Origin of the sequence: Aminobacter sp. UC22_36, assembly GCF_044056035.1 — a bacterium.
Lineage (GTDB): Bacteria > Pseudomonadota > Alphaproteobacteria > Rhizobiales > Rhizobiaceae > Aminobacter.
This window is the reverse complement of record NZ_CP171996.1, coordinates 2,450,402-2,463,471: the sequence shown is the minus strand read 5'-3', so window position 1 is coordinate 2,463,471 and position 13,070 is coordinate 2,450,402. Positions and strand designations below refer to the sequence as shown.

15 protein-coding genes and 2 pseudogenes are annotated in these 13,070 nt (G+C 62.1%); 15 read left to right on the top strand and 2 right to left on the bottom strand.

Annotated elements, in window-relative coordinates:
• The first annotated feature begins 21 nt into the window (after nt 1-21).
• The 12 genes and pseudogenes from ACHMW7_RS15245 (at nt 22) to ACHMW7_RS15190 (ending at nt 9,579) form a co-directional block, all read left to right on the top strand.
• Nucleotides 22-669, top strand: coding sequence for a DUF1638 domain-containing protein (locus ACHMW7_RS15245; protein ID WP_395451017.1), 648 nt, complete (start codon nt 22-24; stop codon nt 667-669).
• Nucleotides 670-706: 37 nt separating this feature from the next.
• Nucleotides 707-1,282 carry a DUF4893 domain-containing protein gene (locus tag ACHMW7_RS15240; RefSeq protein WP_395451016.1) on the top strand — a complete coding sequence of 192 codons (576 nt, stop codon included), beginning with the start codon at nt 707-709 and terminating at the stop codon, nt 1,280-1,282.
• A gap of 128 nt (nt 1,283-1,410) precedes the next feature.
• Complete coding sequence (locus ACHMW7_RS15235) at nt 1,411-2,070, top strand: exopolysaccharide biosynthesis protein (RefSeq protein WP_395451015.1); 660 nt, start codon at nt 1,411-1,413, stop codon at nt 2,068-2,070.
• Between the two features lie 4 nt (nt 2,071-2,074).
• Nucleotides 2,075-2,842, top strand: a complete 768-nt coding sequence (locus tag ACHMW7_RS15230) for a formyl transferase (RefSeq protein WP_395451014.1) — start codon at nt 2,075-2,077, stop codon at nt 2,840-2,842.
• Nucleotides 2,843-2,979: 137 nt separating this feature from the next.
• The gene (locus ACHMW7_RS15225; RefSeq protein WP_395451334.1) at nt 2,980-3,282 is read left to right on the top strand and encodes a virulence factor; all 303 of its coding nucleotides are present in this window, start codon (nt 2,980-2,982) and stop codon (nt 3,280-3,282) included.
• Nucleotides 3,275-3,858 (top strand): annotated as a pseudogene (locus ACHMW7_RS15220) (methylenetetrahydrofolate reductase C-terminal domain-containing protein). Before ACHMW7_RS15225 ends, ACHMW7_RS15220 begins: the two are co-directional and overlap by 8 nt.
• Nucleotides 3,855-4,955: a methylenetetrahydrofolate reductase gene (locus ACHMW7_RS15215; RefSeq protein ID WP_395451013.1), complete on the top strand. Its 1,101-nt coding sequence runs from the start codon at nt 3,855-3,857 to the stop codon at nt 4,953-4,955. Before ACHMW7_RS15220 ends, ACHMW7_RS15215 begins: the two are co-directional and overlap by 4 nt.
• An 80-nt stretch (nt 4,956-5,035) precedes the next feature.
• The gene (locus ACHMW7_RS15210; protein WP_395451012.1) at nt 5,036-6,004 is read left to right on the top strand and encodes a methyltetrahydrofolate cobalamin methyltransferase; all 969 of its coding nucleotides are present in this window, start codon (nt 5,036-5,038) and stop codon (nt 6,002-6,004) included.
• 170 nt (nt 6,005-6,174) lie between these two features.
• Nucleotides 6,175-8,279 (top strand): annotated as a pseudogene (locus ACHMW7_RS15205) (ASKHA domain-containing protein).
• 210 nt (nt 8,280-8,489) lie between these two features.
• The gene (locus ACHMW7_RS15200; protein WP_395451011.1) at nt 8,490-8,789 is read left to right on the top strand and encodes a hypothetical protein; all 300 of its coding nucleotides are present in this window, start codon (nt 8,490-8,492) and stop codon (nt 8,787-8,789) included.
• Nucleotides 8,790-8,944: 155 nt separating this feature from the next.
• Complete coding sequence (locus ACHMW7_RS15195) at nt 8,945-9,247, top strand: hypothetical protein (RefSeq protein WP_395451010.1); 303 nt, start codon at nt 8,945-8,947, stop codon at nt 9,245-9,247.
• Between the two features lie 149 nt (nt 9,248-9,396).
• A complete protein-coding gene (locus ACHMW7_RS15190; protein WP_395451009.1) occupies nt 9,397-9,579 on the top strand; it encodes a hypothetical protein in 183 nt (60 codons plus the stop codon).
• 18 nt (nt 9,580-9,597) lie between these two features.
• On the opposite strand, the gene ACHMW7_RS15185 is transcribed toward ACHMW7_RS15190, so the two are convergent.
• A complete protein-coding gene (locus ACHMW7_RS15185; protein ID WP_395451008.1) occupies nt 9,598-10,497 on the bottom strand; it encodes a LysR substrate-binding domain-containing protein in 900 nt (299 codons plus the stop codon).
• 228 nt (nt 10,498-10,725) lie between these two features.
• Between ACHMW7_RS15185 and ACHMW7_RS15180 the strand changes: the two genes are divergently transcribed.
• From ACHMW7_RS15180 to ACHMW7_RS15170, 3 genes are all read left to right on the top strand, one after another.
• Nucleotides 10,726-10,905 carry a hypothetical protein gene (locus ACHMW7_RS15180; RefSeq protein WP_395451007.1) on the top strand — a complete coding sequence of 60 codons (180 nt, stop codon included), beginning with the start codon at nt 10,726-10,728 and terminating at the stop codon, nt 10,903-10,905.
• A 336-nt stretch (nt 10,906-11,241) separates the two neighbouring features.
• On the top strand, nt 11,242-11,382 hold the full coding sequence (locus ACHMW7_RS15175; RefSeq protein ID WP_395451006.1) for a hypothetical protein: 141 nt from the start codon (nt 11,242-11,244) through the stop codon (nt 11,380-11,382).
• A gap of 371 nt (nt 11,383-11,753) precedes the next feature.
• Nucleotides 11,754-12,692, top strand: a complete 939-nt coding sequence (locus ACHMW7_RS15170; protein WP_395451333.1) for a GlxA family transcriptional regulator — start codon at nt 11,754-11,756, stop codon at nt 12,690-12,692.
• A 9-nt stretch (nt 12,693-12,701) separates the two neighbouring features.
• On the opposite strand, the gene ACHMW7_RS15165 is transcribed toward ACHMW7_RS15170, so the two are convergent.
• The gene (locus tag ACHMW7_RS15165) at nt 12,702-13,064 is read right to left on the bottom strand and encodes a peptidase inhibitor family I36 protein (protein ID WP_395451005.1); all 363 of its coding nucleotides are present in this window, start codon (nt 13,062-13,064) and stop codon (nt 12,702-12,704) included.
• Between the last annotated feature and the right edge of the window lie 6 nt (nt 13,065-13,070).

The window sequence follows — 13,070 nt, the reverse complement described above, 5'->3', positions numbered from 1 at the left end:
AAGGCCGGTTCGACTGGTTCCATGGCCGCAAAGCAAAAAACGAAACCCGACGTGGCGGACAGGCTGCTGGTCATAGGCTGCGGCATGATCGCGCGCGAGGTTTTGGCGGTCAAGCAGCAGCTCGCGCTCGATCATCTCGAACTGACCTGCCTGCCCGCCGATTTTCATTTCCACCCCAACCGCATCGCGCCTGCCATGGACCAGGCCATTACCGAAGCGAAGGCAGAGGGGTATCAGCACATCTATGTCGGCTATGCCGATTGCGGCACCGGCGGCCTGCTCGACCGTGTCTGCGAAAAGCATGGCGTTGAGCGCATCGCCGGCCCGCATTGCTTTGCCTTCTACCAGGGCGCTGCTGCCTATGCGCAAATCGGCGAGTCCGACATGATGTCGTTTTACATGACCGACTTCCTGTGCCGCCAGTTCGAGGCCTTCTTCATCAAGCCGCTCGGCCTCGACCGCCACCCCGAACTGGTGACCGACTATTTCGGCAATTACGAAAAGCTCATCTATCTCGCTCAGACCGACGATCCGGCGCTCGACAAGGTTGCCGAGGATGCCGCGAAAATGCTCGGCCTCGTCTATGAGCGTCGCGCCACCGGCTATGGCGACCTGCCTCAGGCCCTTGCCAATGCGGCGACCACTGCGGCAGATCATCAAAGGGCCTGATTCCTCTCCAGAGGTTCGGCCCCTGGGAGACGTTGCCATGGCTTTTCGCAAACTGATTCTTGCTGCATCTGTCGCCGCTTCGGCGAGCTTGGCCCATGCCGATGGCGTGGTCCAGAAGCTGATGACGCCGGCCGACAAGGCCAGGCTCGAGACATACGACGCCACGCGCAAGCAAGCGCTGCAGGAAGCCAAGGCAGGGGCACCGGCGGATGTGGCCACTCTCGATCAGTTGCTCGCCAAGCCGCAGCTTTCCATCCCTGACTTCGACATGGCCGGCAATTGGCAATGTCGCACCATCAAGGCAGGCGGCATCGGCCAACTCGTCGTCTATGGCTGGTTCAAGTGCAAGGTCGGCGACGACGGCTCGGGCTGGCAGCTGGAAAAGCTGAGCGGCTCGCAGCGCACCAAGGGGCGTTTCTACGACGATGGCGAGAAACGTTCGATCTATCTCGGCTCGGGCTTCATCGCCGGCGACAAGCCGAAGGCCTATGGCAGCGGCCCGGAAACCGACCAGATCGGCTATGCTTTCCGCACCGGTCGTGCGGAATGGCGCATCGAATTCCCCGCGCCCAAATACGAATCCAAGCTGGATATCATCGAATTCCGCCGCTGACGTTGCATTCAGCGCGGAGCGACATCACATTCGGACCCTCCGGGGTCATCAAGGATTAACCTGGCCGTCGCACACTGCGATGGGGACGGGCACGTCGGAAAACGTGTCGCAAGTGGGCTGAAGGCTGAATGCAAGGGCAAGAAAACCAATCCGACGCGAGCGAATTCGATGTCGCGCCAAAGCGTCGTCGCGGCCGCCGCCTTTCGGCGATCTTCGCCCAGCTCGCCCGTGACGCCAAAGGCAATATCTCGATTGGCGACATCCGCGACACATTGGGCAAGCGCAGCTTCGCGCCACTGCTGGTGCTGTTTGCCGCCTTCAACATGTTGCCGCTACCGCCCGGTGCCTCGGCTGTCCTTGGATTGCCACTGCTGATCGTCGCCGCGCAGATGGCCTTCGGCAGCAACCGCGCCTGGCTTCCCAGTTTCATCACGCAGCGCTCGCTTTCGGCCGAGCAGTTCCGCACGGTCACCGACTGGGTCATCCCAAGGCTCGTCCGGCTCGAACAGGTGGTGCGGCCGCGCTATTGGCCGTTCTGGCGCAAACGCGGCGACCGGGTCATCGGCATCATCGCGCTCATCCTGTCCGTCTCGATCACGCTTCCGATTCCGTTCGGCAACTGGCTGCCCGCCTTTGCGACGGCACTGCTTGGTTTGGCGTTGTCTGAACGCGACGGCATCCTGTTTGCGGTCGGCAGCGCCGTCGGTGTGGCTTCGCTGGCAGTGGTCTGCCTGGTGGTTGGCGGGGCAGGCTTTGCCACGCACGCTTTCATGGTCTGGCTGGGGTAGTCTGATGGACCGCAGGCCGATCGTCTTCGTCACCGAAGGCGGTGAACATATCTGGGCGATCATCAACAGCCTGACCGACCGCTTCGGGCCAATATCGGTCGTTCTCGAAACGCCCTACTCCAAACGCGAACTGCTGATGCGCCGTGCCAGGAAGCTCGGCTGGTTCCAGGTGGTCGGCCAATTGGGCACCATGGTGCTCATCCGTGTCGGGAAACGCTTCCTTCACGCCGGCATCGAAAGCCTCGCTGTCGCGGAGAAGCTGGAAACCAAACCGCGCTTCGGCCAGGAAATCGTTGCGGTTTCTTCAGCCAATGGCCCCGAACTCATCGAGACCGTCCGCAAGCTCGAGCCTGCACTGGTGTTTCTTGCCAGCTGCCGGCTTTTGTCGGCCAAGACGCTCGCCGCCATCCCCTGCCCGGTCATCAACTATCATTCCGGCATCAACCCGAAATATCGTGGCATGAATGGCGGCTACTGGGCGCTGGCGACCGGCGACGTTGAGAATTTCGGGTCGACCACCCATCTCGTCGATGCTGGCGTCGACACCGGCTCGGTGCTGTATCAGTCCAGGGGGAAACCAGGCAAAGGCGACACCATCGCCAGCTACGCCATGCGTCAGGCCGCCTTCTCGCGCGACATCTGCATCAAGGCCGTCGAAGACGCGCTTGCCGGTCGGTTGACCCCGGTCGACACCGGCCTGCCCTCGCAGCAATGGTACCATCCGACCATCTGGCAGTACCTTTGGACAGGCATCCGTCGCGGCATCTGGTAGGCTCCGACACCACGATCCAGCCTTTATCTTTTTACGACACGACCCCGCGTCGCTTTTGAATGCGCGCGCGTCGTCCCATAACAAGCAGCACCTCCATGGTTGCGGCAAAGCTCAACGTCATCGAAAGCGAGACCGAAATGGCCGACCTGATCATCGTCTACTGGCGCGACATCCCTGCCCAGGTCATCGTCAAGAAGGGCCGGCAGAACGCCAAGCGCGAATTGCCGCTGCGTTTCACCGAAGCGATCGACATGTGCGCCATGCGCACCGGTGCCGGCGACACCGACGCTTATCTGGCGGAATGGCGCAAGGCAGCGCCGGTTCCGGTCAGCGACGACCTTGAAGCCGAAGCCGACAAGGCGATGACCGAGATCGATGCGAATTTCACACGCGAGCGGCTGGTCGCTCTCGTCAAGGCAGGCGGCAAGGAAGATGGTTGATACCCAGCCGACAGTAACCCAGGCGACTTTGGTCAAGAAGGCCGCGCCAAAAAGCGACTACAAGCCAGCCGACGTGTCGCCACAGCGACGCGTCCAGCGCAGCTACACGATAAGGCTGTGGTCGATCCGCCATTCGCGTATGCTCGAATGGTTCTATAGCCGGTTCGCCGATATCTTCCTGCTGCTCCACCCCTTGTGGAAGAAGGTCGGCTATGGCCGCGTCGAAGCCCCGATCAAGTTCGTCGAGAAGCGGGTCAAGGGCCTGATGTTCGACTGCCGCATGTGCGGCCAGTGCGTGCTGTCTTCCACCGGCATGTCGTGCCCGATGAACTGCCCAAGCAGCTGCGCAACGGCCCGTGCGGCGGCGTGCGCGCCAATGGCAATTGCGAGGTCGAACCCGATATGCCGTGCGTCTGGGTCAAGGCCTGGGAAGGCTCGCGCAACATGGTCAAGGGCGACGCCATCCTCAACGTCCAAAAGCCGGTCGACCAGTCGCTGCGCGAAACCTCGGCATGGCTGAGGGTGACCGCGCAAGCCGCCGCAACGCGCGAAACCGCCAGCAAGGAAGCCGCATGACCCCGCCGCGCCCGCGCCAGCCCGACGAACATCCCGATGGCATCGACCTGCCGCTTGATCCCCTGCCCGGCCATTCCTCGCGCGGCAGGCTGGAGCGCGTGCTGCGCCGGGGCGAATTCGCCGTCACCACGGAATTGAACCCGCCCGACAGCGCCGACCCCGAAGACGTCTACAACCGCGCCAAGATCTTCGACGGTCGGGTCGACGGCATCAATGCCGTGGATGCGTCGGGGGCGAACTGCCATATGTCGTCGGTCGGCATCTGTGCGCTTCTGACCCGCATGGGCTACGCGCCGATCATGCAGATCGCCTGCCGTGACAAGAACCGCATCGCCATCCAGGGTGACGTGCTTGGCGCTGCCGCCATGGGCGTCGCCAACATCCTGTGCCTGACCGGCGACGGCGTACAGGCAGGCGACCAGCCCGGCGCCAAGCCGGTGTTCGACCTCGACTCGATGTCATTGCTCGAGACCGTGCGCATCATGCGCGACAACGGCAAATTCCTGTCGGGGCGCAAGCTGACGACGCCACCGCAGCTTTTCCTTGGTGCGGCGGTCAATCCCTTCGCCCCTCCCTATGATTTCAGGCCCATCCATATGGGCAAGAAGATCGCCGCTGGCGCACAGTTCGTGCAGAGCCAGTACTGCTTCGACGTGCCGATGTTCCGCACCTTCATGAACCGCGTGCGCGACCTCGGCTACGACGAAAAATGCTTCATCCTGGTCGGCGTCGGCCCGCTTGCGTCGGCCAAAACAGCCAAATGGATCCGCGCCAACGTGCCTGGCATCCACATCCCGGACTCGATCATCGCCCGCCTGGAGGGCGCCCAGGACCAGAAGAAGGAAGGCAAGCAGCTCTGCATCGACATCATCAATGAGGTCAAGGAGATATCAGGCGTATCGGGTGTCCATGTGATGGCCTACCGGCAGGAGGAATACGTCGCCGAGATCGTCGATGAATCGGGCGTGCTGAAAGGTCGTCGCCCGTGGAAGCGCGAGGCCCGTGCGGACGACCAGCGTGTCGCCGAACGCCTTGAGCATATCCTGCATGACGACGTCACCGAATCGCAGGTCGACATGGTGAAGACCGCGCACTGACACAGCAGGCGCGGGCCGGCTGCGCTTGAACGAAACCAGACAACGATATAAAGAAATCTTTATATCTCAGGGAGAACTCTATGACCCGCACGATCGTCGCTTCGGCGACCCGCGAAATCGTTATCGGTTTCGACCAGCCCTTCTGCGTGATTGGCGAACGCATCAATCCGACTGGCCGCAAGAAGCTGGCCGCCGAGATGATCGCCGGCAATTTCGAAACGGTCATCCGAGACGCGCTGGAGCAGGCCGCTTGCGGCGCCACCATGCTCGACATCAATGCCGGCGTCACGTCGGTCAACCCGAACGAGACCGAACCTGGCCTGCTGGTGCAGACCCTTGAGATCGTCCAGAACCTCGTCGACCTGCCGCTGGCGATCGACAGCTCGGTGTCGGCTGCGATCGAAGCTGCGCTCAAGGTTGCCAAGGGCCGCCCGCTGGTCAATTCGGTCACCGGCGAGGAAGAAAAGCTCGAAGCCATCCTGCCGTTGGTCAAGAAGTACAACGTGCCTGTCGTCGCCATCTCCAATGACGAATCCGGCATCTCGATGGACCCGGATGTGCGCTTCGCCGTCGCCAAGAAGATCGTCGAGCGCTGCGCCGATTTTGGCATTCCCGCCCATGACGTCGTCGTCGACCCGCTGGTCATGCCGATCGGCGCGCTCGGCGATGCCGGCCGCCAGGTCTTTGCGCTGCTGCGCCGCCTGCGCGAGGAGCTCAAGGTCAACACCACCTGCGGCCTGTCCAACATCTCGTTTGGCCTGCCGCACCGCCATGGCATCAACGCCGCGTTCATTCCGATGGTCATCGGCGCCGGCATGACGTCGGCGATCATGAACCCGGTTCGTCCGCAGGAAATGGAAGCGGTGCGCGGCGCCAATGTGCTCAACGGCACCGACGAGCACTGCACCAACTGGATCAAGACCTACAAGGACTACAAGCCATCAGAGGGTGGTCATGCGGTGGCAGCACCTGTCGCCGTCAACGCGCCAGGCGACGCCGCAGGCGGCCGCCGCCGCGGCGGACGCGAAGCGCGCATGGGACGAGGCTGACAGCCTGTCGTGGCACACGACGCGCTCCCTTGTCCTCTAGCTTTCCTCTCAGGCGAGGAAACGGAGCCGTCGCAGAAATTTCCTTCTCCCCGCACATGGGGAGAAGTTACTGGCAGGCAGATCAAGGGTAACCCGATCGCCACAAGGTCGGTGCATACCGGAGCATTGCAATGAACTCTCCCGCCAACATCTCCGATCCGCTGGTGCTCTTCATGCCGTCGGGCAAGCGCGGACGGTTCCCGGTGGGAACGCCCGTACTCGATGCGGCACGCACGCTTGGCGTCTATGTCGAAAGCGTCTGCGGCGGGCGCGCCACCTGCGGCCGTTGCCAGGTCGAAGTGCAGGAAGGCAATTTCGCCAAGCACAAGATCGTCTCTTCCAACGACCACCTCTCACCCAAGGGCCCGAAGGAAGAGCGCTACGAGCGTGTCCGCGGCTTGCCAGACGGCCGACGCCTGTCCTGTTCGGCGACGATCCAGGGCGACCTCGTTATCGACGTGCCGCAGGATACGGTCATCAACGCCCAGGTCGTGCGCAAGGCGGCCACCGACCGCGTCATCGAGCGCAACGCCGCCGTCCAGTTATGCTATGTCGAGCTGGAAGAGCCTGACATGCACAAGCCACTCGGCGACCTCGACCGGCTGAAGGTAGCGCTCGAAAAGGACTGGGGCTGGAAAGACCTGCTGGTCGCACCCCATCTCATCGCCCAGGTCCAGAAGATCCTGCGCACCAAGCTACCCGACCAGCCGGAAGTCAGCCCGGGCAAATGGGGCGTAACTGCCGTGGTCCACCGCGACATGGATTCTTCGCGGCCTTTCATCATCGGCTTGTTCCCGGGCTTGAAGAACGAGGCTTACGGCATCGCCTGCGACATCGGGTCGACAACGATCGCCATGCATCTGGTGTCGTTGCTGTCGGGCCGCATCGCCGCATCCTCGGGCACGTCGAACCCGCAGATCCGCTTCGGCGAAGATCTGATGAGCCGCGTCTCTTATGTGATGATGAACCCTGACGGCCGTGAGGCGATGACCAAGGCGGTGCGCGAAGCGGTCAACGGGCTGATCGGCAAGGTCTGCGAGGAAGGCCAGGCCAACCGCGAGGACATCTTCGACTGCGTCTTCGTCGCCAATCCGATCATGCACCATCTGTTCCTCGGCATCGATCCGACCGAACTCGGCCAGGCGCCGTTTGCGCTTGCCGTCTCGGGTGCGTTGCAGTTCTGGGCGCATGAGATCGACATCGAGATCAATCGCGGCGCGCGTCTTTACACGCTGCCCTGCATCGCCGGCCATGTCGGCGCCGACGCCGCCGGCGCCACGCTGTCCGAAGGGCCTTATCGCCAGGACAAGATGATGCTGCTGGTCGATGTCGGCACCAACGCCGAGATCATTCTTGGCAACAGGAACCGGGTCGTTGCCGCATCGTCCCCACCGGCCCGGCCTTCGAAGGTGCTGAAATCTCCTCGGGTCAGCGTGCCGCCCCCGGCGCGATCGAGCGCGTGCGCATCGATCCTGAAACGCTGGAGCCCAAGTACCGCGTCATCGGCACCGACAAATGGTCGGACGAAGACGGCTTTGACGAGGCCTCGTGGACCACAGGCGTCACCGGCATCTGCGGTTCGGCGATCATCGAAGTCGTGGCCGAGATGTATCTGTCGGGCATCATTTCGGAAGATGGCGTCATCGACGGATCGATGGCCGAAAAAAGCCCGCGCATCATCGCGAACGGCCGCACCTTCTCCTACCTGCTGCGCGAAGGCCGCCAGGGCGAGCCGCGCATCACCGTCACCCAGAACGACGTACGCGCCATCCAGTTGGCCAAGGCCGCCCTTTACGCCGGGGTGAAGCTGCTGATGGAAAAGCAAGGGGTCGAGACCGTCGACACCATCCGCTTCGCCGGCGCCTTCGGCTCCTTCATCGACCCGAAATACGCGATGGTTCTGGGCCTGATCCCCGATTGCGATCTCGACGAGGTCAAGGCAGTCGGCAATGCCGCCGGCACCGGCGCCTTGATGGCGCTGCTCAATCGCAACCATCGCCGCGAGATCGAGCAGGAGGTCGGCCGGATCGAGAAAATCGAGACCGCGCTCGAACCGCACTTCCAGCAGCTGTTCATCGACGCCATGGCGCTGCCCAACAAGGTCGATCCGTTCCCCAAGCTGTCGGCAGCGGTCAAGCTGCCGCCGCGCAAGGCGACCGCGGAAGGCGAGCCATCTGACGGCACGCCGCGTCGCCGTTCACGCGAGGAACGCGCCGCTCGACGCTCCCGCGACTGACCTGACCGCCCTTGTAGACTTGACGGTTCGGCGAGGCATTCCATGCCTCGCCGAACTGCTTTTGTGTTACAATGCACGTATCGGGCGTGTTTCCGTAACGCAACCACTCCACTGTAAGTTGCGATCGATGCGAAATCGATACGAAACAATCCCGAACTAGTTTCCGCTCGTCAGCCACCAGCGAGGTCCGCCTCCAGGTGGCAAACGTGCATGGCCTCGAAAATCGACACCGGTTTTGGAAAGGACAAGCACCGATTCAAGCGAACCGCAGCGTTCACCGCACGTCCCGAAGGGCGCGCGACGCCGTGGGATGAACAGGAGACGACAATGTCGATCATGAGCGCCATCGGCCGCTATGGTGCGGCCATCCGGAACGTGCGGCACGCGGCGCAGTCGGAACGGATGTTGAACCGGCTGCCACCAGAGATCCAGAAGGACATTGGCTGGCCAGCGCCGGAACACGGCAGGCATCACAGGAAACGCGCGATCCATTTGTCGCCGGACCGCTGACAGCGGCGAATGTTTCAACATCGCGCGCAATATGAAACATAAAAGCGCTCAAGCGATATCAAATTGAAACAGAAGCGAATGTAAACTTTGGCCTGGCCGGCGGCGCATCCAGTCTCGCGTGGCGCTGCCGGCCCGTCACTCCCAGGGAGACGACCATGTCCATCATTGGCGAGTTCCATCAATACGGCGCCGTTTTGCGCCATGCACGCCGCGACAGCCACATCGAAAAGATGATGAACACCTTGCCGCGCGAATTGCAGGTCGAACTCGGCTGGATCGACGGACCAACCCGTCATGGGTCGGGCGCCGCGGGTCAACTCCACAAATACGGCCGCGTGGCGATGCTGATCAACGCGTTGCCCATCGACATCCAGATCGAACTCGGCTGGCCCGTCGGCCCCTTGGCCCCGGCAACGAATGTGATCGAGTTCGCCAGGCCGAAAGCGTGCTTCGCATGACCTTCGCCGAAAAGGTTCGCCTGCTCGCCTTTCGCCAGCGCACCGCCGGCCGGCCTGCCGCGGCCGACCGGCGCCTGCGCATAGTGTTGAAATCGACCCCACGCGCGCTCTGATTCGCCAAAACCCACGCCGATTGATGGGAGGGCCAGATGCCTCTTTTCGACGATCTCGGCCGCATTGGCGCCCGCTACAAGCAGGCACGCAGCGCCCGCCAGACCGCCCGCATCATGAATGCGCTGCCGCCCGAGATCCAGCGCGACCTCGACTGGAATCCGCCCTCGTCGCTGATGGCGAAGATCTATCGTTCGATGGCCACTGCTGTCAGGCGCTGAAGCAGCAGTTCGACCGACCTAGAACTTGCCGGTCAAATTGAAGGTCTCGAAGGCGGCGCGGATGTGCTCGGCCGCGGCCTTGACCGGCGCGCTGGCCTCGGGCGCCACGATCATCGCCAGGCTGTAGTTGCCGATCTCCGGCATGCCGTCCTTGGTGCCGAGTTCCACCAGTTCGTTGCCAATGAACGATCTCGGCAATGGCGCGACCGCAAGATCAGACAGGATCGCGGCACGCTGGCCAGCGGTATGCGCGCTCATATAGGCGACGCGGTAATTGCGCCCGTCGCGACCAAGTGCTTCGAGCGCCCCTGCCCGCCAGGCGCAACCCTCTTCCCAGATCGAGACGGGCAAGGGTTCGCGCATATGGGCGCAACCGCCTCTGGCGCCGGCCCAGACGATCGGTTCGGTCAATAGCACCTCGGCCCCGGCGGCATTGGCCTTGCATGCATTGGTCAGCAACGTGATGTCGAGCGCGCGGTCGTCCATGCGGCGCCTGAGATTGCTGCTCTGGTCGATGATGACATCAACGGCGATCGACGGATGGGTCTGGGCGAAACGCTTGAGCACATGCGGCAGCACGCGCTCGCCGAAATCGTCGGGCGAACCCAGGCGAACCACGCCGACAATGTCGGGAATGATGAACTTCGACACCGCCTCGCGATTGATCGCCAGCATGCGGCGGGCATAGCCGAGCAACATCTCGCCATCGGTGGTCAGCGTGACAGAGCGTGCATCGCGGAAGAACACCGAGCGACCCAGGATGTCCTCAAGCTTCTTGATCTGCATCGACACCGCCGATGGCGTACGGAACACCGCATTGGCCGCCGTGGTGAAGCTGCCGGTCTCGGCAATCGCCACAAAGGTGCGCAGCACGTCGAGATCGAGCAGCGGCAAGGGGTGATTGAGTGGTGCATTCATGGCCAATGACCTTCAATATTTCTGATCGAACACATCATTTCATTTCGTTTGATTGAACCTCATCCGTGAGAGATAGTCAACACCATCGAAGCACGGCCATCGGCCAGCATCGGTAGTGCCCGGACTACGAAGCGCGAAATTTGCGCGAGACGGTTGAAGCAAGCGGTGCCCACCGGGCGAGCACCTCAAGCCGGCCTTGAACCGGCCCAGCAGGAGAAGGAAACCGCAATGTCTATTCTTTCATCGATAGGGCGTATCGCCAACGAATTCAGCGCCGCCCGCGCCCGCTTCCACACCGCACGTTCGATCGGCTCGTTGCCGCTCGAATTGCAGAAGGACATCGGCTGGCCCGAGGCCTTCGATTCCAAGACCGGCTACCGCCGCGGCCACGGTGGCGAAGCGGCCTGAACATGGTTGAGACAAGCCAGGACCTGCCATACGCGCCGGCTACGGCAGGTCCCTCGCTTCGACTTCTTCGTCCAGCCATGCGACCGCTGCACACCTGACCCGATCTGCTCACATGGCGACAACCCTACCAGCCAACCATCTGTAAAGATTGATTGTTTCTTGCCCGCAGATATAAAGATCGAAGACTGTCGCATGTCGTGTCGTTTTTGAGGTGTGCCGCTTCGCATTTGCTGCATACCGAACCTCGGCCAAGCCCTATATGCGCATCATCAAACGAGCTGCCCCACTCCACAACGCGAAGGCACCCCGTGTAACCAAGATGCATGGAGACGTGTCATGAAGATTTTTGCCCGCCTGTTCGGTTTCCGCCACGATAGCTCGCTGTCGACCGCAATCGAGCGCCAGCGCCTTGCCAAGACGATGCCTGGCCAGACCGCCGCAATGGCTGCCAATCGGCTCGGCATGCTCGTCGGCTGAATTTCTCTCGATCCATCTCCTCCCGGGATCGAAGTTCTGGAGCGGCGCAAGCCGCTCTTTCTTTTTGCGACGGCCATTCCTCATCTTCACGGCATGCCGCTTCGCCAACGTTTCACCTTGGCTTTTGTCGCTGCGCATAGTTTCAATCGCGCCATTTGCTCGTCCAAAAGAGCCAGCGTCGTTTTGCCATGTCGCACATATAATTTTAGCGGCAGCTTCAAACCCATTGACAGCAAGGGAATTTGCTGTTGACGCTATGCTATTCGCGACATCGAGTTCGCGCCGTTTCCGGTCAGCGTGAGGGTTCCTTGAACGCCATCAGACATCCGATCAAACGATCGCTTGTGTTCTTCCTTGTACCCGATTTCACCATGGTTGCCTTTGCGACCGCACTCGATCCTCTGCGCATCGCCAACCGCATGCTCGGCTACGAAGCCTATAAATGGCGTCTCGCCAGCATCGATGGCAAGGCCGTGCGCGCCTCCAACAGCGTCGAATGCGCCGTCAACACTTCGCTCGACGAGGAGCGCAAGAAAATGGCCGGGCCGGAGCGTCCGTCGATGGTCATTGTCTGCACCGGCATCAATGTCGAGACCTACACCAACAAGTCGGTATTTGCCTGGCTGCGCGAGGAGTACAACCGCGGCGTCGCCGTCGGCGGCCTGTGCACCGGCGCCTATGTGCTGGCCAATGCCGGCCTGCTGTCCAACAAGCGTTGCGCCATCCATTGGGAAAACCTGCCGGGCTTCTCCGAAGCCTTCCCCAAGGCCAATGTCTATGCCGATCTCTTCGAGGTCGACCAGAACATCTACACCTGCGCCGGCGGCACGGCAGCACTCGACATGATGCTGAAGCTGATCGGCGACGATTTCGACGACAACCTCGTCAACCGCATCTGCGAGCAGGTGCTGACAGACCGCGTCCGCAGCCCGACCGACCGCCAGCGCCTGCCACTCAGGGCGCGTCTTGGCGTGCAGAACTCAAAGGTGCTGACCATCATCGAACTGATGGAGGCCAATCTGTCGGAGCCGCTGTCGCTGATCGAGATCGCCGACCATGTCGGCCTGTCCAGGCGCCAGATCGAACGCCTGTTCCGTACAGAAATGGGGAGATCCCCTGCCCGCTATTATCTCGAGATCAGGCTCGATCGCGCCCGGCATCTGTTGATCCAATCGTCGATGCCGGTCGTCGAGGTCGCGGTCGCCTGCGGTTTCGTGTCGGCGTCGCATTTCTCCAAATGCTACCGCGAGCTTTATGCCCGTTCGCCGCAGCAGGAGCGCATCGACCGCAAGCAGCTGATCGCGGCCTGACCAAGCAGCTCACTGAAAGCTGTCGTCGCCGTCGTCCTGGTAATCGTCGCAGATACATTCTGCCGACGATATCTGGTCATTCCAGCCGCCAATGGCGCGGGCATTGCTGTCGAATTCCTGCGACGCTCCTTGCATGCCGGTGTGCTGGTAGACGATGAGGGTGCAGCCGGGCGCCACCCGAACCGACGAAACGCGGTCGTTCCAGAACCGGCCAGCGCGAAAGCTGATCGACTGGTCGGCGCGCATCGGCAGAACACGGCCGCCATAGCCGTTATGCTCGTACATCTCGCAGGCGACATCGCCGTCATACTGGGCGCTGGCGCTGCCGGCCATCAGGATCGATGCGGTGGCGAGTACTGCAAGGCGTTTCATGTCGTC

What these genes read in the sequence shown, in the direction of transcription:
- ACHMW7_RS15200 (WP_395451011.1), top strand. Translation starts at nt 8,490, where the DNA reads ATGGCCTCGAAAATCGACACCGGTTTTGGAAAGGACAAGCACCGATTC.
- ACHMW7_RS15245 (WP_395451017.1), top strand. Translation starts at nt 22, where the DNA reads ATGGCCGCAAAGCAAAAAACGAAACCCGACGTGGCGGACAGGCTGCTG.
- ACHMW7_RS15225 (WP_395451334.1), top strand. Translation starts at nt 2,980, where the DNA reads ATGGCCGACCTGATCATCGTCTACTGGCGCGACATCCCTGCCCAGGTC.
- ACHMW7_RS15165 (WP_395451005.1), bottom strand. Translation starts at nt 13,064, where the DNA reads ATGAAACGCCTTGCAGTACTCGCCACCGCATCGATCCTGATGGCCGGC.
- ACHMW7_RS15180 (WP_395451007.1), top strand. Translation starts at nt 10,726, where the DNA reads ATGTCTATTCTTTCATCGATAGGGCGTATCGCCAACGAATTCAGCGCC.
- ACHMW7_RS15190 (WP_395451009.1), top strand. Translation starts at nt 9,397, where the DNA reads ATGCCTCTTTTCGACGATCTCGGCCGCATTGGCGCCCGCTACAAGCAG.
- ACHMW7_RS15230 (WP_395451014.1), top strand. Translation starts at nt 2,075, where the DNA reads ATGGACCGCAGGCCGATCGTCTTCGTCACCGAAGGCGGTGAACATATC.
- ACHMW7_RS15195 (WP_395451010.1), top strand. Translation starts at nt 8,945, where the DNA reads ATGTCCATCATTGGCGAGTTCCATCAATACGGCGCCGTTTTGCGCCAT.
- ACHMW7_RS15235 (WP_395451015.1), top strand. Translation starts at nt 1,411, where the DNA reads ATGCAAGGGCAAGAAAACCAATCCGACGCGAGCGAATTCGATGTCGCG.
- ACHMW7_RS15240 (WP_395451016.1), top strand. Translation starts at nt 707, where the DNA reads ATGGCTTTTCGCAAACTGATTCTTGCTGCATCTGTCGCCGCTTCGGCG.
- ACHMW7_RS15215 (WP_395451013.1), top strand. Translation starts at nt 3,855, where the DNA reads ATGACCCCGCCGCGCCCGCGCCAGCCCGACGAACATCCCGATGGCATC.
- ACHMW7_RS15170 (WP_395451333.1), top strand. Translation starts at nt 11,754, where the DNA reads ATGGTTGCCTTTGCGACCGCACTCGATCCTCTGCGCATCGCCAACCGC.
- ACHMW7_RS15185 (WP_395451008.1), bottom strand. Translation starts at nt 10,497, where the DNA reads ATGAATGCACCACTCAATCACCCCTTGCCGCTGCTCGATCTCGACGTG.
- ACHMW7_RS15210 (WP_395451012.1), top strand. Translation starts at nt 5,036, where the DNA reads ATGACCCGCACGATCGTCGCTTCGGCGACCCGCGAAATCGTTATCGGT.
- ACHMW7_RS15175 (WP_395451006.1), top strand. Translation starts at nt 11,242, where the DNA reads ATGAAGATTTTTGCCCGCCTGTTCGGTTTCCGCCACGATAGCTCGCTG.